Here is a 17717-nt window from a genome sequence, read left to right as displayed (position 1 = left end):
CGCGCGGCCCGCGCGAGGGCGGGCCGGGGGACGTGGGCGGCGGGCGCGCCGCCGCGGACGTCTGCATCCACTGCGGCTTCTGCCTGCCGGCGTGCCCGACGTGGCAGAGCTGGCAGGAGGAGATGGACTCCCCGCGCGGGCGCATCGACCTCTTCCGCGCCCTGGACGACGGGCGCGTCGCGCTCACGCCGGCGGTCGCCGAGCACTTCGACCGGTGCCTCGGGTGCATGGGCTGCGTCCCGGTCTGCCCGTCCGGGGTGCGCTACGACCACGTGATCGAGGACGCGCGCGAGCGGGTCGAGCGCGGGCTCCGGCGCCCGCTCGGCGGGCGGCTCTTCCGCGGGCTGGTGTTCGCGCTGTTCCCGTACCCGCGCCGCCTCCGGGCCGCGGCGGTGCTGCTCTGGGCGTGGCAGGCGAGCGGCCTCGCGCGACTGGCCCGGCGGCTCGGGCTCCTCCGCCTCGCGCCCCGGCTCGCCCGCCTCGAGGCGCTCGCGCCGCCGCTCTCGCTCCGCGAGGCGCTTGCGCGGGTGCCCGCGCGGACCCCGCCGCGCGGCGAGCGCCGGCTCCGCGCGGCCCTCCTCTGCGGCTGCGTGCAGCGCGTCTTCTTCCCGAACGTGAACGGCGCGACGGTGCGGGTCCTCGCCGCGGAGGGCGTGGAGGTCATCGCGCCGCCGGGGCTCGGCTGCTGCGGCGCGCTGTCGGTGCACGCGGGCCGGACGCGGGAGGCGCTCCGGCTGGCGCGCGCGCTGGTCGAGCGGCTGGAGCGCGAGGAGTTCGACGTGCTCGTGGTGAACGCGGCCGGGTGCGGCTCGCACCTGAAGGACCTCGGCCACCTCTTCGCCGGGGATCCTGCGTTCGCGCCGCGCGCCCGGGCGATCGCCGCGAAGGTCCGGGACGTGACCGAGCTGGTGGCCGGCCTCACGCCGCGCGCTCCGCGCGCGCCCCTGGCCGCCCGGGCCGCGTACCACGCCCCCTGCCACCTCGCGCACGCCCAGGGGGTGGTGGACGAGCCGCGCCGGATGCTCGCGACCATCCCCGGCCTCGAGCTCGTCGACGTCCCGGACGGCGATCAGTGCTGCGGCTCGGCCGGCGTCTACAACCTCGTCGAGCCGGAGAGCGCGGCGGAGGTCGGGCGCCGGAAGGCGGCGAACGTCCTCTCGACCGGCGCGCGCCTCGTGGTGAGCGCGAACCCCGGCTGCACGCTCCAGCTCCGCCGGCACCTCGCCGAGCGCGGCGCCACCGTCGAGGCGGCGCACCCCATCGAGCTGCTCGACCGCGCCATCGCGGCCGCCGGGGAGCGAAAGCCCTGACGGCGAGGCGGCCCACCGGGCGCGAGGGGCGCGGAGGGCGGTCAGGTCGGGCCGCCGCTGCCCCTGGAACCGTCACGCTACGTCACGGCGGCTCGGGCGCGAGGGCTTTCAGCCGGTCGGCGACGACGACGCAGAGGTTCTCCACGAGGTCCTGCCGCGCGTTGACGACGTAGAGGCCGGGCGCGATCCGGTGGTTCTCGCGGAGGAGCCGGACCGGGCGCGCGCCGGGGACGAGGGCGGCGAGGTCGGGGAGCACCTTGTCCCGGAGCCGGAGCGCGGTGTCCACCGCCAGGATCGCGAGGTGCGGCCGCAGCGCACGGATCCGCGCCATGAACGCGCGCAGCTCCTCGCGCGACACGTGCTTCGGCGGAGAGGACTTGAGCTCCACGTACAGGAGCTTCCCCTCGAGGGCGGCGACGAGGTCGAGATCTCCGCCGACCCCCGGTGCGCCGGACCGGACCCCCGTCGCCACCGCGACGTCGAGCCGTCGCGCCAGCTCGCGCCCGACCCACCACTCGAGCGTGCCGCCGAACGAGCGCGCCGGGTGGCGCAGCCGGAACCGCCCGTCGCCGGTCGGCTCCGCGAGCCCGAGCCGGAAGAGGTCCACCGCCATGCGCCCCGCCTGCGCCGGGGTCAGGTAGCGCGTCGCCTCGGCGGGGCGGAAGGGACCCCGCGCCAGGATCGCGCCGCGGAGGAAGAGCCGGAACGCGTAGTGCGAGAGCCGCTCCGCGATCCGGTCCGCCGCGGCGGGGGCGACCCCGGGCGGGAAGGGCAGGTCGGGGGCCGCGAGGCGCGGGTGGAGGCCGCGGCGGACGAGCATGGCGAGGGGCTCGCCCCCGGGGAGCGGCTCGATCGCGGGCGGCGCGCGGCGGCGGGCCGCGGCGCGCTCGAGCTCGCCGGCGGTGTGGCGGCGCGTCACGGCGGCCGCCCCATGCCGGGTCGGCACGCACCGCCGGCGCCCGATGTACGAGACGAACGGCTCACGCGGCGATGATAGGGCGAAGACCTACACGAGCGGACGGCGCGATGGGCGCGCGGCCACCCGTCGGTACCCGAGCCTGAAAAAACGGCGGTCTGGCGGCGCGCTCCCCCCCGGTGCGCCACCGCCGACCGCCTTGCCCCCCCGTCCCCCTCCGGCAACGTAGAGCGCCGGCATGGTGTCACGATGGCGTGGCGCCGGTAATCCCTTCATCCGGTGACTTGCAGTGGGTCGTCGCGCGTAGGACGCCCATCCGGGTCACGATCAGTCCGGCAACGTCCGGAGCAGGTTCATGAACGCCTGGGCGACGTCCACGAGGGTGACGATGCCGCAGAGCCGGTCGCCGGGATCGACCACCGCGAGCGCGCTCACCCGGTTCGCGATGAGCAGGTCGATGGCGACCTCGAGCGGATCGTCCTCCCGGACCGCGAGCACGGCCTGCGCCATGACCTCGCGCAGCGGCCTCCTGGCGAACGCCGCGGAGGCCGCGAGGAGCGCCGGGGTCGCGCCGGGCGGCGGCATCGCCGCGAGGAGGTCGCGATCGGAGACGATGCCGGCGAGGCGCCCCGAGGCCTCCACGACCGGCAGGTGGCGGAAGCCGCCCTCGACGAGGAGCTCCCACGCCTCGGCGAGGGTGGTGGACGGCAGGGCGGTCCGGGGCGCCCGGGCCATCACCTCCCGGACGATGCGCGGGCGGATCATGCCGATGCTGTATCCCGACCGGGGCGGAGCGTAAAGCGCGGGCGCGTCACGGCGCGGCGATCAGCGCCACGCGCCCGGGCGCGCGTACACGAGCACGAGCGGCACCTCGTCCACGAAGACGCCGGAGACCGGGCGCGAGGTGCGGAACGCGGCCCAGGTGCGGTACTCCGCGTCGCGCGAGCCGCCGTCGAGCACGGCCACCGCGAGATCCGCGTCCGCGGGATCGGCGACGGTCGAGAGGTCCGGGCGGAGCGCGCCGTCGGCGGCGTACACGGCGACGGCCTCGGGGGCGACGCCGAGCCAGACCACGCGCGCGCCCGGCCGCGCCCGTGCCTCGAGCTCCGGGAGGATCGCGTGGGCCGCCTCCCCGCGCTCCTGCCGCTGGAGGCCGAAGGACGCCGCGCCGGGCGCGCCGCCGGCGAGCTCGTTCCAGGTCCCGCCGAGCGCTGGCCAGCCTCGCGCGACCGCCCGCGCGGCCGGATACAGGACGAGCAGCGCGAGGGCGGCCGCGAGCGGGCGCGCGCGCGCGGGCCAGGCGGTGCGCGCCGCGGCGAGGATCGCGCGGGCGCCGAGCAGGGCGAGGAACGGGAACGCGAGGGCCCAGGCGCGCACGCCGCCGAGGAGCGGCGCGATCCCGGTCTGGGCCGCGGCCAGCGGGGCGATCGCGCCGGCGAGGAGGAGCAGCTCGTCGCCCGCGTCCAGCGCGGGGGGCCCGGGTCGGCGCGCGCGCCAGAGCCGCGCGACCGCGTGCACCAGCCCGCCGGCCTCCGCGAGCAGGATCCCGAGCGGGACCGAGAGCGCGGTCAGCAGGAGCGGGTAGCCGGGGGGCGGCCGCGGCGGGGCCAGCGGCGCGCCGAGGTAGGGGAGCCCGGCGCCGGAGGGAACGGCGGCGGCGAAGGTGCGGAGGGGGGGGACGAGGAGCGACGGCCAGATCGCGGCGAGCACGAGCGGCGCCACGAGGGCCATCGCGGCCACCGCGAGCGGCACGCCGTGGAGGCGCGCCTCCAGCGCCGCCGCCCTGGGATCGTCGCTCCCGTCCTCGCCGCCCGGCCCGTCGGGTGCGTCCGTGCTCCGCTCCGTGGAGCCGCGGCGCAGCGCGCGCTCGAGGAGGGCGTGGACCGCGACGACGGGGAGGATGATCCACGCGTCGAGGCGCGCCGCGACCGCGAGGCCGAGGAGGAGGCCCGCGGCGACGGACGCGCCGAGGCGGCGGCGCGTGCGCCCCGCGAGCCGGTAGGCCCAGATCGCCCCGAGGCCGAGCGCGGCCGAGAGGCCGTCCGCCGTCGCGGTCGCGGAGAGGACGAGCTCGCGCGGCACGAGCAGGCAGAGCGCCGGGGCGAGGAGCGCGCCCGCCGGGCCGGCGAGGTCGTGCCCGAGCAGGGCGAGGAGCGCGGCGAGCAGCGCCCCGGCGAGCAGCGCCGGGAGCCGGACCGCCACGCGGTGCGGGAGCCCGATCCGGCTGGCGGTGGCGTCCGCGGCGCGCGCGAGGAGCGGGGCGAGCGGCCCGCGGTCGAGGACGGGCGGCGCGGACGCGTCGCCCTCCGCGCCGCCGCGGGCCGCCGAGAGGACCGCGGCCTCGTCGGCGGTGATCCCCGCGCCGCCGGCGACGGCGGCGAGCCCGAGGAACGCGGCCGCCGCCCACGCGAGCGCGATGCGTCGGCGGCCGGGGCGGAGCGCCCGGGCGAGCTCCTCGAGGCGGCCCGCGCGCGACGACGGGGCCGGCGGCTGCGCGCCGGCGGTGAAGAGGGCGGACGTCATCGAAGGGTCATCGCGTCGAGGCAGAGCGCCCCGGTGGACGCGGTGGTGGTGACGGACAGGGCGAGCTCACGCATGCGCCCGGCGGACCGGGCGGTGTCGAGGGCGAACGACCGCCAGCCGTCCCCGGCGAGATCGACCGCGCCGGCCTCCTCGCCGTCCACGCGGAGCGCGATCCGGATCGCCGCGTCGCGCGCGCGCGGAGGATCGCCGGCGAGGCCGGCGTGACCGCGGAGCTGGCGCCCCATGGGTGCGGCGGGGAACGTGACGGTGAGGGCGGCGCCCGCGCCGGCCGGCACCGCGACGCACGGGCGCGGCGCGCCCCCGACCTGCCGGACCGTCCGGAGCACCTCGGCGGCGCCGCCGCCCTCGAGCGGGCAGCGGAACCCCGCGGCGTCGCGCGCGCACGGCGCGCCGCCGAGCCGGACCTCGGCGTGAGCGAGCCGGTCCGGGAGGAAGGCGAGGGGGCGCTCGGGCGTCGCGAGCGCGTGGCGGGTGACGGCGAGGCCGCCGAGCGGGATCGCCGGCTCGGGGCGGGCCGAGCGCGCGAGGAGCGCCCGCTCGACGCCGAAGCCGAACCCGGGCGCGCGCGGGAGCGACACCAGCCACACCCGCTTCACTCCGGGGAGATCCTCGTCCTTCCAGCTCGCGGGCGAGAGGAGCGGCACCGCGCCGGGCGCGGCGAGCCGCGCCCGCTCCGCCCACCCGGGCGACACCGCGACCGCGTCGCCGGGGAGCGCGTCGCGCTCGAGGAGCGCGCCGAGCGCGGCCCAGTCGATGGGGTCGGGGAGCCGGCCGGGGAGGCCGCCCTGGAAGACGACGCCGACGGCGCCCGCCAGGGCGAGGACGACGGCGAAGCCGCCGGCGACGGCCCGGGACGCGGACGGGCGCCGCGCCCACAGGAGCCGCGCGGCCGCGCCCGTGGCGTGCCACCGCTCGGCGGCGGACGCGCACGCGTGGCGCGCGAGGCGCGCGGCGAGCCCGGACCACGCGCGCCCGGGAGCGTCGCCTCGCTGGGGATCCACCGTCACGGGCTTACGTCTTCGCGAGCCGGATCTTCCGCTCGCTCTTGTCCCGGCAGAAGCTGCAGAGCTCCATCTCCGGGTTCGCGGGCAGGGACTGGGACCACGACGGGTGCATCGCGCACTTCGCGTCGTAGCAGTGGTGGAGATCCCAGAGGTGCCCGACGGCGTGGATCGCCTCGCGCGCGAGCCGACGGCGCCAGGCCTCGATGGACGCCTCGGTGACGCCGCGCGCCGGGAGGTTCGCGGTGGTGATCACCGCCCGCTCCTTGCCGTACTCGGCGAACCCCCAGCACGGCGGCTCGCCGAGCGGCCCCGGCGGGAGCGCGAGGGGCGCGCCGACGATGTAGAGCACCTTGTCGTCGGCGAACGTCCGCACCGGCGCGACCTCCTTCAGGAGCTTCACCGCGTCGAGGCGGCCGTCGGAGGTCTCCACGTCGCTCGGGACGGCCCGCTCGCCGGCGAGCTCGGTCCCGAGGCCGAACGCCTGGTACAGCGTGCGCGTGAGGAACGCCAGGTCCGCGGGATCGAGCTTCTCGAGCGTGACGATGCGGATCACTTCTTCTTCCCCCCGCGCCTCGGCGCCGCCCGGGCAGGCTTCTCCGCCGCCTTCTTCGTGGGACCCTTCTTCGCCGCCGCCTTGGCCGGCTTGGCTGCCTTGGCCTGGGGGGCCTTCGCCTTCTTCTCGGCGACCTTCGCGCCGGCCGGCTTCGCGGCCGCGGCCGGCCGCTCCTTCTTCTCGGCCGCCTTCCTCTCCTTCGGCGGCGCCTTCGGCTTCCGCTCGGGCCTCGGTGGCGGCGGCGGCGCTTCCTCCTCGCCGGCGGCCTCCGCGCCCTCGGCGCCGCCCTCGCCCGCCTCCTCGCCTTCGCGCTCGCCCTCGCCCTCGCCGTGGCCCTCCTCGCCGGCGACCGCCTCGCCCTCGAGCGCGCCGTCCAGCGCGCCGAGATCGATGCCGAGGTCGCCGAGCCCGAGGTCGGCGAGCGCGCCGCCCTCCTCCTCCTCGGCGACGGGGAGGCGCTTCTTCGGGCGGGACGGCAGGAGCACCGGCGCCGGCGGCGGCTTGAGGTCGAACTTCACGCCGGCCGGGGGCATGAGCGCGTAGTCGATGTAGTCCTCGGCGATGCCCGGCGGGACGCCGAGCGACACCGCGACCTCGTGGACGAGGAGGTGCCGCGCGTTGTCGTACTGCTCCCGCTCCTTCGTCGGCAGCGGACGCAGGCGAGACAGCGAGTGGAGCCCCTTCACCACCTCGGCGACGCCGAGCACCCCGCCGGCGATGAGCCGGTCGGCGTTGTCGCGGTGGCGGACCTTCCAGTCCAGCTCGGGATCGTCGTACACCGCGCCGAGGTAGTGGAAGACGCCCTCCATCTGGGCGCCCGTCGCGACGCGGCGCAGGCCGATGGAGGGGACCTTGTTCTTCGGGACGGAGATCGCGGACCCGTCCTCCTCGCGCGCCATCCGCACGAACTGCTGCTTCTGGCCGGCGATCTCCATCTCCTCGTCGCCGACGACGACGCAGACGCCCTGGCTCGGGTAGACGACGCGGTCGTTCGGCTTCAGCTCGGAGGCATCGGCGATCAGGCCCTCGGGAGCGGGGAGCTGCTCGCGGGCCTCGTCATGATGCCGGGCAGGGGGGCCTCTCACGTCTCCGGCTTTACCATGCGATCCGGGCACCGGCAATCGCCCCGCGGGCCGCGTCGCGGCGCCATCCGGCCCGCCCGGGACCTCGCCGGTCGCCGGCGGCGCCGAGCGGCGGCCGGCGCGCCGGAGGGGCGCTGCGCGCCCGGTCAGCGGGCGGCCTTGCGGCGCCGGGCGGCGTCGAGCCGGAAGACGTCGGCGAGCCGGAACGGCGGCCGCGACTCCGTGGCGGGCTCCAGGCCGCGGAGGGAGCGGTAGATCACCCAGGTGCGGCGGACGGCGGTCCCGGCGGCGAGGACCGCCAGCACCGCGAGCGCGCTCGCCACCACCGCGCGCCCGGTGCCGGGTCCCCAGCCCACGTCGAAGAGCGGCGACAGCGCGCACGAGACGCCGGTCACGACGATGCGCTCGGGGCGCTGCATCCCGCCGATCTTCGCGACGTCGCCGGCGCCGAGCGCCTCGCCGCGCGCCCGCGCGTAGGACACGACGAGCGACGCGCCCGCCGCCGCGAGCGGCGCGAGGAGGACGATGGAGCCGCGGTAGCAGATCGCGAGGCCGCCGAAGATCAGCAGCTCGCCCACCCGGTCGAGCGTGGAGTCGAGGAACGCGCCCGCCCGGCTGACGCGGCCGGTGGCCCGCGCGACGCGGCCGTCGATGAAGTCGAGGCTCGCGCCGAAGAGGAACGTCCACCCGCCGAGCGAGAGGTGGCCGAGCCCCATCAGCACCGCCGCCGCGCCCGCGACGAGCGCGCTCGCGACGGTGATCGCGTCGGGGGGGAGCCGCAGCCGGAGGCAGAGCCGCTCGACCGGGCCCCAGAGCCAGATCCACCACTCCTGGAAGAACTTCGCGAGGATGGTCCGCTGCCGCTTCACGATCTCCGGATCGTGCATCGGGCCGAAGAGGACCGCCCGCGCCGCGAAGACGGCCATCGTCGCGAGCAGGAAGGCGACGAGGCCGAGCAGCGGGAGGAGGGCCTCTGCCGTTCGCGGGCTCACGGCGCGAATCTAGCCACCTTCGCGGCGCGCCGACACGCGGCGCGTCGGGTGCCGCCCGGCCGGACGCGGTGCGGGCGGCCGGCCGCGCGCGAGCCCAGCGACGACCTACTCGGGATCGAGCAGGGTGGCGCGCAGCCGTCGCGCCGCGAGGTCCACGTACGCCGAATCGCGCTCCAGCCCGAGGAAGCGGCAGCCCGTGCGGAGCGCGGCGACGCCGGTGGTGCCGGAGCCCGCGAATGGGTCGAGCACCAGGTCGCCGGGCGCGGCGCTCGCGGCGAGGACCCGCTCGAGCAGGGCGAGCGGCTTCTGCGTCGGGTGGCGCCCGTGGACCTTCTCGCGCGGGCCCGGGGTCGGCACCGACCAGACCACCTGCTCGCCCTCCGGCTCCGGGCGCTCGCAGATCGCCCACAGGTCGCGCATCTGCTTGCCGCCGTTCGCCTCCTTCATCGCGCGGTAGTTGAACCGGTGCGCGAGGGGGCGGGACCTCGACGGGCTCGCCCACAGGAGCAGCTCGGTCGAGTGGGTGAAGAAGCGGCAGGCGAGGTTCGGCGAGGCGTTCGGCTTGTACCAGGTCACCGTGTTCAGGAGGTGGTAGCCCATCTCCTGCATCGCGTAGCCGATGGAGAAGATCACGTGCTGCGTGCCGGACACCCAGAGGGTGCCCGACGGCTTGAGCGCCCGGCGGACGGCCGCGAGCCAGCGTGACTGGAAGGCCGTGTCCGTCGAGAGGCCGCGGGACGCGTCCCAATTGCCCTTGTTCACGCTCGCGCGCCGGCCGCTCTGGCACGTGGTGCCGCCGTTCGAGAGCATGTACGGCGGGTCCGCGAAGGCGACGTCCACGGAGTGCGGAGGCAGCTTCTCGAGCGCCTCCAGGCAGTCACCCTGGACGAGGGCCCAGCCCGGGCCCCGCTCGGCGGTGCCGGGGAGCTCGTCCCAGGCGTGGAGTTCGAGGCATCGCGCCATATCGTGCCATCGTAGAGGCGATATCGATCGCGTCCATTTTTTCGCCGGGTTCGCCACACGGAGGGTGATTCGCGGCGCGACGGGCGCGCAGGTGTTAGACCCGCGCCGTGCCCGGTCTCCTCGACACCGCCGCCGTGAAGGCGATCGCGCGCCGCGTCGGCTTCTCGAAGTGCGGCGTCGCGCGCGCGGAGCCGCTCGATCCGGCGCCGCTCGACCGCATGCTCGCCCTCGGGGGGGAGGCGGACATGGCGTGGCTCGGGGCCCACCGCGCGGAGCGGCTCGATCCCGCGCGGCTCCTGCCCGGCGCGCGGAGCGTGGTCGCCCTCGCCCTGGCGTACGGCGCGCCGGCGCGCGGGCGCGGGGACGGGCCGCCGCCCGGCACCGGCGAGGTGGCCCGGTACGCGCGCGGCCGCGACTACCACGCGGTGATGCGGCGGAAGCTCAAGGAGCTCGCCGCCGGGATCGCCGAGGTGGATCCCGGCGCGCGGGTGCTCGCCACCGCCGACGTGGCGCCGGTCATGGAGAAGGCGTGGGCGCAGCGGGCCGGGATCGGGTGGGTCGGGAAGAACGGCTGCCTGATCACGATCGAGCACGGGAGCTGGGTCGTGCTCGCGACCGCGCTCGTCGATCGCGACCTCGAGCCGGACGCCCCGCACCCGATGCGCTGCGGGACCTGCGAGGCGTGCCTCCCCGCCTGCCCCACCGGCGCGATCCCCGCGCCCGGGCTGGTGGACGCGCGCCGCTGCATCTCGTTCTGGACCATCGAGCGGCGCGGGCCGATCCCGAAGGACGTGGCGGGCGAGCTGGGGAGCTGGATGTTCGGGTGCGACGACTGCCAGACGGTCTGCCCCTGGAACCGCCGCGGGGCCGAGGCCGCCGACCCGGGGCTCGCGCCGCGGCCGGAGCAGGCCGCCCTCGGGATCGACGACCTCCTCGCGCTCGGGGAGGAGGAGTACGGGCGCCGGTTCCACGGGACGGCGCTGGCGCGGGCGCGGTACGACGGGCTGGTGCGCAACGCCCTGCTCGCGGCGGGGCGCTCGGGGGACCGGCGCTACCGGGCGGCGGTGGAGGCGCACCTCGGGAGCCCGCACGAGGGGGTGCGGGAGGCGGCGCGGTGGGCGATGGGGCGGCTCGCCTGAAGGCGCGCGCCGCGGCAGCGTGCTATCCAGCGGTGATGACCTCGCCCGCGAAGCTCGATCCGATCGCCGCGGCCCGCACCGGCCTCGCCGTGGGGCCGGCGCTGGCGCGGACGTTCCTGCGCGCCACCGGCAAGGACGCCCGCGATTACCTGCACCGGATGTGCACCCAGGACGTGCTCCGCCTCGCGCCGGGCCAGTCGGCCTACGCGGCCGTCCTGAACGCGAAGGGGCACCTCCTCGGCGAGGGGCACCTCCTCGTCGAGCCGGACGCCGTGCTCCTCGAGGTCGATCCCGCGGCGGGCGCGGAGGTGCGCGCGCACCTCGAGAAGTTCGTGATCATGGACGAGGTCACCTTCGAGGACGTCTCGGGGGCGCTCCGGGTCCTGCCGGTGCTCGGCCCCGAGGCCGCGTCCCGCGTCGGCGCGCGCGCTCCCCGCCTGATCCCCACCGATCGGCGCGGCGCGGCCGGCGTGGACGCCTGGGTCGCGCCCGCCGAGGCCGACGCGCTCCGGGACGCGCTGCTCGCCGAGGGCGCCGCCGCGCTCTCCGCCGGCGACCTCGAGGTGCTGCGGGTCCTCGGGGGGGTCGCGCGGTTCGGGGCCGACCTGGACTCCACCCGGCTGCCCATGGAGGCGGGCCTCACCCGCGCGGCGATCTCGTTCTCGAAGGGCTGCTACGTCGGGCAGGAGGTGGTGCTCCGGGCCACCGCCCGCGGCCACCTCCAGCGCGGCCTCGTCCAGCTCTCGCTCCCGGCCGGCGCGGGGCCCGGGACGCCGCTCGCGGCCGGTGGTCAGGAGGTCGGCGTCGTCACGAGCGCGGTGGACGCCCCGGAGGGGCGGATCGGCCTCGGGTACGTGCGGCGCGCCCACTGGAAGGAGGGCGAGCGGCTCGCCGCCGGGGGAGGAGAGGCGGTGGTCCGGAGGGTGATCGTGGAGGACGGGCTCGCCGGCGCCGCGGGGATCTGATGATGACGATCAGGCCTCGGCGACCGGGGTCTCGGGGCCCTGCGGGCGGTCCTGCCGCTCGGGGAGCGCGTCGAGCTCGCGGCGCACCTGGGCGATCTCCGCCTCGAGCTCCGCCCGCAGGGCGCGCAGCTCGCCGCGCACGTCCTCGAACGTGTACCGGATCTCCTCCGGCGAGATCCCGAGCAGACGTCGCCGCGCCCCGGCGATCAGCGTGTCGAGCAGCCACATGACCTCGTCCTCCTTCAGTGCACGGGGCAGGAGGTGATCGCCCCCGCCGGATCGATCGCCGCGCTCCCGGTGATGATCTGCTTCACGGTCCCATCCTGGTCGATGACGAAGGTCGCGCGCCAGGCCAGGCCGAGGAGCGGGATGGTCCCGGCGTAGCGGCGCGCCACCTCGCCGCCGGCGTCGGAGAGGAGCGGGAACGGCAGCCCGTGCTCCTCCCGGAACCGGCGCTGCGTCGCCACGTCGTCCACCGAGATGCCGACCACCTGCGCCCCCTTCGCGACCACGCTCGCGTACCGGTCCCGGTACGCCTGGACCTCGCGGGTTCAACCAGGCGTGAACGCCTTCACGTAGAAGGCCAGGATCACCGGGCCCCGCGCGAGCAGCCCCGACAGCGAGACCGGCTGGCCGTCGGTGTCGGGGAGCGTGAAGTCGGGCGCCCGGTCGCCGATCCGGAGCGGCGCGGCGCCCGCGGCCCCGAGCAGGGCGGCGATGAGCGGCAGCATCATGGGCGATGCCTCCGCGCGCTTCCTTAGCCGGGGGGCGGGGGTCCGGCAACGGGGACCCCGGGGCCGTTCACGCCCGCAGCCGCTCGTAGCGCGACACGAGCACCTCCACGACGTCGCGGTGGTAGAAGCCGAGCTGGTCCGGCAGCTCGGCCAGGGTGCGCGCCGAGAAGCCGCTCACCGGCGGTCCCGGCGCGGGCTCGCCCCCCGAGACGGCGCCCGCGAAGACGAGCGCCAGGTGGTCCTCGTCGCCGACCCGCTCCGCCCGCGTCCCGACGACGACCACGCCCTCGAGGTCGAGGCCGAGCTGCGCCTTGACGATCTCCGCGGCCCGTTCCCCGGGCTGCTCGCCGGGGCCGAGCACGCCGGAGGGGAACCAGAACCGCCCGAGCTGGGCCTGGCCGTGGAAGCCGCCGATCACCTCGGCGACCACGATCCGCCGGGCCTCCAGGACGATCGGGACCACGTCGATCCGCACGATCATGGCAGGTTCACCTCGCGCCGCCCCGGGCGAGGTCTATCCGCCCGGCCGGGCCCCTGGCAAGGTCGGCGGTGCGGTGGTATCGCCCGTCGGCGTCGATCGTGGAGGAGGCGAACGCCATGAAGCTCGCAGTGTTCGGGATCGGGATCGCCGCGCTCGCCGCGGCCGGGTGCGGGTCGAGCAGCTGTCCGACCGAGGTGCCGAAGGTGGAGCAGGTCGCGAGCTGCACCGTGAGGCCGGGCACGCAGGTCAACGTGAAGGTCAAGCTGTGCCCGACCTGCAACCAGAACCCGACCTCCTGCCAGGTCGATCTGAGCGGCCTCTCGCAGGGGCAGATCTTCCTCGACCCGATCGTCGAGACGTGCGAGTCGTCCTGCACGCCCGAGAGCGCGCCCACGTGCGCGGTGAGCGGCCCGTCGTGCACGTTCACGGCTCCGACCGCCGAGGGCACGTACACTCTGAGCGCGATCAGCCTGACCGGTCCGGTGAACGGGACGCTCACCGTGAGCAGCACGGTGACCCCGAGCTGCACGCTCTGACGCGATCCGCTACGCGAACCGCACGCCCGGCCGCATCTCGCGGAGGCGGCGGACGCGCTCCTCGATGGGCGGGTGGGTGGAGAAGAGGCTCATCACCCGCTCTGCCGCGCCGTGCAGCGGGTTCACGATGAACAGGTGGGCCGTCGCGGGGCCGCTGTACTGGTACGGGATCGCCTCGTTCCCGCGCTCGAGGGCGAGGAGCGCCTCCGCGAGCGGCTCGGGGTCGCCGACCAGCTCGGCGCCGGACGCGTCCGCGCCGTACTCGCGCGACCGGGAGACGGCGAGCTGGATCACCAGCGCCAGGATGGGGGCGAGCACCGCCCAGGCCAGCATCTCCAGCGCCGAGCCTCCCCGATCGTCCTCGCGCCGCATCCCGCCCAGGAGCGCGCCCCAGCGCACCATGTAGCCCAGGGTCGAGATGAGGCCCGCGATGGCGGCGGCCATGGTCGAGATGAGGATGTCGCGGTTCCGGACGTGGGAGAGCTCGTGGGCGAGCACGCCCTCGAGCTGGCGCCGGTTCAGGATCCGGAGGATGCCCTCCGTGACCGCCACCGCGGCGTGCGACGGGTTCCTGCCCGTCGCGAACGCGTTGGGCGTCTCGGTGGGGATGACGTACAGGCGGGGCATCGGCATGCCCGCCCGGCGGGTGAGCCGCTCGACGATCTCGTAGACCTCCGGGAGCTGCTCGCGCGTCACCGGCTGGGCCCGGTTCGCCATGAGGGCGAGCCGGTCCGAGAACCAGTAGGACAGGAAGTTGAAGACCAGCCCGAGGCCGCCGAAGAGGAGCATCCCCTGCGCGCCGCCGATCGCGTTCCCGCCGATGGCGAGCAGCGCGATGAGGAACGCCATGAGCATGGCGGTCTTGGCGTAGTTGCGACCGACGCCGGGCAACGACGACGAGGTGGGCATCCCGCGGGGCTGGGCCGGATCGTTCCAGGGCATGGCCTCCTTCTAACCACCGGTCCGCGCACGTCAATCCGGGCGGACGCCCGGACGGCCGCCCGGCGTCGGTTTCTCGCGAACCGACCGGGGGCGTGCTATGGGGCGATGGGCAGGCGATATCGCGAGGTTACGCGTGATGGCGGGTCGAAAGGTGGTGGCGGCGAAGGTGGGGAAGCTCGGGAAGGGCAAGCCGTCCGGTCGCCGCGGGGGTCAGCTCGAGCTCGTGGCGGCCGAGGCGCCGAGGGTGAAGGGGCGCTCGCTGGTGGCGAGGCCAGCCCGCGGCGCGCGGGGGAGCACGCCGCCGACGGTCGCGGCGCCGGCCGCCGGCGAGGATCCGGCCGCCGCCGCCGAGGCCGCCCCGCAGGCGCCGCGCCGCCGCGCCACCGCCGAGCAGATGGCGTCGCGGCAGCGCGAGATCTCCATCTCGGAGTTCTTCACCAAGAACCGCCACCTCCTCGGGTTCGACAACGCCTCGAAGGCGCTCCTCACCACGATCAAGGAGGCGGTGGACAACTCCCTCGACGCCTGCGAGGAGGCGGGCATCCTCCCCGAGATCACCGTCGAGGTCCTCGACCTCGCGCTCGACGCGAAGGGCGAGGGCGAGCCCACCAAGGGCGAGGGGCGGTTCGTCGTCGTGGTCGAGGACAACGGCCCCGGCATCGTGAAGGCCCAGGCGCCGAAGATCTTCGGCAAGCTCCTCTACGGCTCCAAGTTCCACCGCCTGAAGCAGTCGCGCGGCCAGCAGGGGATCGGCATCAGCGCCGCCGCGATGTACGGCCAGCTCACCACCGGGCGCCCCATCCGCATGACGACGCGGATCGGCAAGGGCAAGCCCGCGCTCTTCATGGAGATCCAGATCGACACCCGGCGGAACGAGCCGGTGGTCACCGAGGAGCGCCAGCTCCCCGACTGGCCCTCGGAGCACGGGACGCGCATCGAGCTGGAGATCGTCGCGAACTGGCAGCAGGGGCAGCGGTTCGTGAACCGCTACGTCGAGCACACCGCGCTCTCGAACCCGCACGCGACGTTCCGCTACCTCCGCCCGCGCCAGGAGGCGCTCACCTTCCCCCGCGCGGTGGAGGAGCTGCCCCGCGAGGCCCTCGAGATCAAGCCGCACCCGCACGGCGTCGAGCTCGGCGCGCTGATGCTCATGGCGCAGGACTCGAAGAGCCACGACGTGAGGGGGTTCCTGCAGTCCGCCTTCTCGCGCGTGTCGCCCGCCGTGGCCGACGAGATCGTGAAGCGCGCCGGGCTCAACGGGAGGGTCCGCCCGCGCGACCTCGCCGAGGACCGCGAGCTGGCGGAGCGGCTCCACGACGCCATCGGCGCCACCAAGATCATGGCGCCGCCGACCCAGGTGCTCTCCCCGATCGGCGACGCGCTCATGAAGAAGGGGCTCGTCTCCTTCCTGAACGTCATCGAGACGGAGGGGCCGGAGGAGGAGGAGCAGCTCGACCTCGACGCCGCGCGGAAGAAGAAGGCGTCGAAGAAGGAGAAGGTCGCGAAGGCGGAGGCGCCCGCCGTGCCCGACGCGCCGCCCGAGGAGGGCGTCGAGAAGATCAAGGGGCACAACTACTTCATCGCGACGGTCACCCGCCCGCCCAAGGTCTACCGCGGCAACCCCTTCCAGGTGGAGGTCGGGCTCGCCTACGGCGGCTCGTGGCCGGCGGACAAGCCCATCGAGCTCTTCCGCTTCGCGAACCGGGTGCCGCTCCTGTTCCAGCGCGGCGCCTGCGGGATGACCGAGGCGATCGTCAAGACCGACTGGCGGAACTACCTCCTCTCGCAGCCGAAGGGCGCGCTGCCGGTCGGCCCGATGGCGCTCCTCGTCCACATCGCGAGCGTCTGGGTCCCGTTCACCAGCGAGGCCAAGGAGGCGGTCGCCCACTACCCGGAGATCACGCGCGAGATCCAGCTCGCCGCCCAGGAGTGCGGCCGCAAGCTCGCCGCGCACATCCGGAAGAAGCAGCACGCCGACTACCAGCTCCAGCGCCGCAGCCTCTTCGAGCTCTACATCCAGGAGGTCGCGACGGCGATCGGCAAGATCACGAAGAAGAGCCCCGACCCCATCAGGCGCGAGTTCCTCCGCCTCGCCGACCGCGTGACCGAGCAGGAGCTGGCCGAGCAGGACGCGGCGCTGGAGGAGCAGTCGAGGAAGATCACCCGGCGGCCGCGGCGCGCCGAGGAGGAGCAGGAGTAAGCCATGGCGCGCCTCGACCAGATCGACAAGAAGACCGTCCAGAAGATCGAGCACCTCGCGGACACGGTCCTGAAGAGCGTGAAGGGCGGGAAGAGCCCCTTCGTGGAGATCCCGATCCGCTCGCTCGCGAACGTGAAGTTCAACCCGCGGCGGCGGCTCATCGAGCTCGGCGGGCAGAAGCAGAAGCGCTACTTCTTCAACGTCAGCATGGCGAAGAAGTTCATGCAGACGTTCCTCGTCTCGGAGGCCTGCAAGGAGCTGATCGACTCGGGCAAGACCACGAGCATCCGCGACCTCTACTACATGACGAAGCACGGCCTCGGCGAGACGAAGCAGAACACCTTCGAGGAGCAGGAGGAGTCCGACCCGATCATCGAGGATCTCGAGGTCGCCATCGACTCGCTCCGCGAGGAACTGCACCTCTTCGCGACCGGGCGCGGCTCCATGGTCGGCCCGATGACCATCCGCGACTCCGGCGACACCATCGACCTCCGCCGGATGGGCTCGGGCGGCTGGTCGGTGCCGTCCATCGTCGAGGAGCACGTCGTCCAGTTCGGGAAGAGCGAGGCGAAGTACGTCCTCCTCGTCGAGAAGGACGCCGTCTGGCGGCGCTTCAACGAGGACCGGTTCTGGGCGCGCGAGAAGTGCGTCATCGTCACCGGGCAGGGGCAGCCGCCCCGCGGCGTCCGGCGGCTGGTCCAGCGGCTCCACACCGAGCTCCGGCTCCCGGTCTACGTCCTCGTCGACAACGATCCGTGGGGCTTCTACATCTACTCGGTGATGAAGCAGGGCTCGATCAACCTCGCCTACGAGTCGATGCGCATGGCGGTGCCGGACGCGCGCTTCATCGGCCTCTCGTCGTTCGACAAGGGCAAGTACAAGCTGCCCGCCAACGTGTCGATCCCGATGAACGACCAGGACCACTCGCGCGCCCGGCAGATGCTCGCGTATCCGTGGTTCCAGAACCCGAAGTGGCAGCGCGAGATCCAGGAGATGGTGCGGTCGGGGCAGAAGTTCGAGCTCGAGGCCCTCTCCCGGCGCGGCATCAGCTTCATCACGGAGGAGTACCTGCCCCGGAAGCTGCGCGATCGCGACTGGCTCGAGTAGCGCGGTCCGGTGTAGAACGCCTCCGTCAACCCGGAAGCCCTCTGGAGGTCGGATGCCCGTCAAGCTTGGAAACCGCAGCAAGCGGAAGCTGTCGAACCGGTCGAAGACGAAGCGCGTCGCCGCGAAGGGGAAGCGCGGCCTCTCGGTCAAGCGGAAGCGCCGCGCGAAGCGGTCGACGAAGTAGGCGCGCGCTCCCCGGGCCCGGCCCCGCGCCAGACCGCGCGGGGGCCGGCGCCGCGCTTCGGGCGG

General features: G+C 75.2%; 19 protein-coding genes. 7 read left to right on the top strand and 12 right to left on the bottom strand.

The features are described 5' to 3' along the window. Positions 1–32 precede the first annotated feature (32 nt). Entirely contained in the window at positions 33–1310 is a 1278-nt protein-coding gene (locus tag MNZ27_RS11615) for a (Fe-S)-binding protein (RefSeq protein ID WP_242394241.1), read from the top strand. A gap of 82 nt (positions 1311–1392) precedes the next feature. On the opposite strand, the gene MNZ27_RS11610 is transcribed toward MNZ27_RS11615, so the two are convergent. The 8 genes from MNZ27_RS11610 to MNZ27_RS11575 form a co-directional block, all read right to left on the bottom strand. Next, positions 1393–2229 carry a hypothetical protein gene (locus MNZ27_RS11610; protein ID WP_242394239.1) on the bottom strand — a complete coding sequence of 279 codons (837 nt, stop codon included), beginning with the start codon at positions 2227–2229 and terminating at the stop codon, positions 1393–1395. Positions 2230–2553: 324 nt separating this feature from the next. Further along, positions 2554–2991, bottom strand: coding sequence for a CBS domain-containing protein (locus MNZ27_RS11605; RefSeq protein WP_242394238.1), 438 nt, complete (start codon positions 2989–2991; stop codon positions 2554–2556). 60 nt (positions 2992–3051) lie between these two features. After that, on the bottom strand, positions 3052–4749 hold the full coding sequence (locus MNZ27_RS11600) for a glycosyltransferase family 39 protein (RefSeq protein ID WP_242394237.1): 1698 nt from the start codon (positions 4747–4749) through the stop codon (positions 3052–3054). Beyond that, the gene (locus tag MNZ27_RS11595) at positions 4746–5777 is read right to left on the bottom strand and encodes a hypothetical protein (protein WP_242394236.1); all 1032 of its coding nucleotides are present in this window, start codon (positions 5775–5777) and stop codon (positions 4746–4748) included. Before MNZ27_RS11595 ends, MNZ27_RS11600 begins: the two co-directional genes overlap by 4 nt. A 4-nt stretch (positions 5778–5781) precedes the next feature. Continuing rightward, complete coding sequence (locus tag MNZ27_RS11590) at positions 5782–6327, bottom strand: zinc metalloprotease (RefSeq protein WP_242394235.1); 546 nt, start codon at positions 6325–6327, stop codon at positions 5782–5784. After that, a complete protein-coding gene (locus MNZ27_RS11585; protein WP_242394234.1) occupies positions 6324–7412 on the bottom strand; it encodes a CarD family transcriptional regulator in 1089 nt (362 codons plus the stop codon). The genes MNZ27_RS11590 and MNZ27_RS11585 overlap by 4 nt, the downstream gene beginning before the upstream one ends. Before the next feature lie 143 nt (positions 7413–7555). After that, complete coding sequence (locus MNZ27_RS11580; protein ID WP_242394233.1) at positions 7556–8401, bottom strand: CDP-alcohol phosphatidyltransferase family protein; 846 nt, start codon at positions 8399–8401, stop codon at positions 7556–7558. A gap of 105 nt (positions 8402–8506) precedes the next feature. Then, positions 8507–9364 (bottom strand): DNA-methyltransferase, encoded by an 858-nt coding sequence (locus MNZ27_RS11575; protein WP_242394232.1) that lies wholly within the window; start codon positions 9362–9364, stop codon positions 8507–8509. A gap of 107 nt (positions 9365–9471) precedes the next feature. Here MNZ27_RS11575 and queG point away from each other — a divergent pair, with 107 nt between their 5' ends. Together queG and ygfZ are read left to right on the top strand one after the other, a co-directional pair. Next, complete coding sequence (gene queG / locus MNZ27_RS11570; RefSeq protein WP_242394231.1) at positions 9472–10503, top strand: tRNA epoxyqueuosine(34) reductase QueG; 1032 nt, start codon at positions 9472–9474, stop codon at positions 10501–10503. 35 nt (positions 10504–10538) lie between these two features. Then, positions 10539–11468: a CAF17-like 4Fe-4S cluster assembly/insertion protein YgfZ gene (gene ygfZ / locus MNZ27_RS11565; RefSeq protein ID WP_242394230.1), complete on the top strand. Its 930-nt coding sequence runs from the start codon at positions 10539–10541 to the stop codon at positions 11466–11468. A gap of 9 nt (positions 11469–11477) precedes the next feature. On the opposite strand, the gene MNZ27_RS11560 is transcribed toward ygfZ, so the two are convergent. The 3 genes from MNZ27_RS11560 to MNZ27_RS11550 form a co-directional block, all read right to left on the bottom strand. Beyond that, entirely contained in the window at positions 11478–11696 is a 219-nt protein-coding gene (locus MNZ27_RS11560; RefSeq protein WP_242394229.1) for a hypothetical protein, read from the bottom strand. A 14-nt stretch (positions 11697–11710) separates the two neighbouring features. Then, a complete protein-coding gene (locus MNZ27_RS11555; RefSeq protein WP_242394240.1) occupies positions 11711–12199 on the bottom strand; it encodes a peroxiredoxin in 489 nt (162 codons plus the stop codon). A gap of 70 nt (positions 12200–12269) precedes the next feature. Further along, entirely contained in the window at positions 12270–12683 is a 414-nt protein-coding gene (locus MNZ27_RS11550) for a hypothetical protein (protein WP_242394228.1), read from the bottom strand. 116 nt (positions 12684–12799) lie between these two features. Between MNZ27_RS11550 and MNZ27_RS11545 the strand changes: the two genes are divergently transcribed. Beyond that, positions 12800–13219 (top strand): hypothetical protein, encoded by a 420-nt coding sequence (locus MNZ27_RS11545; protein WP_242394227.1) that lies wholly within the window; start codon positions 12800–12802, stop codon positions 13217–13219. A gap of 9 nt (positions 13220–13228) precedes the next feature. On the opposite strand, the gene MNZ27_RS11540 is transcribed toward MNZ27_RS11545, so the two are convergent. Next, the gene (locus MNZ27_RS11540) at positions 13229–14161 is read right to left on the bottom strand and encodes a zinc metalloprotease HtpX (protein WP_242394226.1); all 933 of its coding nucleotides are present in this window, start codon (positions 14159–14161) and stop codon (positions 13229–13231) included. Between the two features lie 136 nt (positions 14162–14297). Here MNZ27_RS11540 and MNZ27_RS11535 point away from each other — a divergent pair, with 136 nt between their 5' ends. Genes MNZ27_RS11535 through MNZ27_RS23585 form a run of 3 tightly spaced genes read left to right on the top strand, consistent with a single transcriptional unit; the run spans position 14298 to position 17652 of the window. After that, positions 14298–16361: a DNA topoisomerase VI subunit B gene (locus tag MNZ27_RS11535; protein ID WP_242394225.1), complete on the top strand. Its 2064-nt coding sequence runs from the start codon at positions 14298–14300 to the stop codon at positions 16359–16361. A 3-nt stretch (positions 16362–16364) separates the two neighbouring features. Beyond that, entirely contained in the window at positions 16365–17468 is a 1104-nt protein-coding gene (locus tag MNZ27_RS11530; protein WP_242394224.1) for a DNA topoisomerase IV subunit A, read from the top strand. A 52-nt stretch (positions 17469–17520) separates the two neighbouring features. Then, positions 17521–17652 carry a hypothetical protein gene (locus MNZ27_RS23585; RefSeq protein WP_277957852.1) on the top strand — a complete coding sequence of 44 codons (132 nt, stop codon included), beginning with the start codon at positions 17521–17523 and terminating at the stop codon, positions 17650–17652. Positions 17653–17717: the final 65 nt, after the last annotated feature.

The organism is Anaeromyxobacter oryzisoli (assembly GCF_022690765.1).
Classification (GTDB): domain Bacteria; phylum Myxococcota; class Myxococcia; order Myxococcales; family Anaeromyxobacteraceae; genus Anaeromyxobacter; species Anaeromyxobacter oryzisoli.
Note: the sequence above shows the minus strand (reverse complement) of the source record. Positions and strands in the feature narration are given on the sequence as shown.

Excerpts from the sequence above, each read along its gene's own strand:
- MNZ27_RS11600 (WP_242394237.1), bottom strand. The coding sequence starts at position 4,749 with ATGACGTCCGCCCTCTTCACCGCCGGCGCGCAGCCGCCGGCCCCGTCG.
- MNZ27_RS11550 (WP_242394228.1), bottom strand. The coding sequence starts at position 12,683 with ATGATCGTGCGGATCGACGTGGTCCCGATCGTCCTGGAGGCCCGGCGG.
- MNZ27_RS11540 (WP_242394226.1), bottom strand. The coding sequence starts at position 14,161 with ATGCCCTGGAACGATCCGGCCCAGCCCCGCGGGATGCCCACCTCGTCG.
- MNZ27_RS23585 (WP_277957852.1), top strand. The coding sequence starts at position 17,521 with ATGCCCGTCAAGCTTGGAAACCGCAGCAAGCGGAAGCTGTCGAACCGG.
- ygfZ (WP_242394230.1), top strand. The coding sequence starts at position 10,539 with ATGACCTCGCCCGCGAAGCTCGATCCGATCGCCGCGGCCCGCACCGGC.
- MNZ27_RS11530 (WP_242394224.1), top strand. The coding sequence starts at position 16,365 with ATGGCGCGCCTCGACCAGATCGACAAGAAGACCGTCCAGAAGATCGAG.
- MNZ27_RS11605 (WP_242394238.1), bottom strand. The coding sequence starts at position 2,991 with ATGATCCGCCCGCGCATCGTCCGGGAGGTGATGGCCCGGGCGCCCCGG.
- MNZ27_RS11575 (WP_242394232.1), bottom strand. The coding sequence starts at position 9,364 with ATGGCGCGATGCCTCGAACTCCACGCCTGGGACGAGCTCCCCGGCACC.
- MNZ27_RS11560 (WP_242394229.1), bottom strand. The coding sequence starts at position 11,696 with ATGTGGCTGCTCGACACGCTGATCGCCGGGGCGCGGCGACGTCTGCTC.
- MNZ27_RS11545 (WP_242394227.1), top strand. The coding sequence starts at position 12,800 with ATGAAGCTCGCAGTGTTCGGGATCGGGATCGCCGCGCTCGCCGCGGCC.
- MNZ27_RS11535 (WP_242394225.1), top strand. The coding sequence starts at position 14,298 with ATGGCGGGTCGAAAGGTGGTGGCGGCGAAGGTGGGGAAGCTCGGGAAG.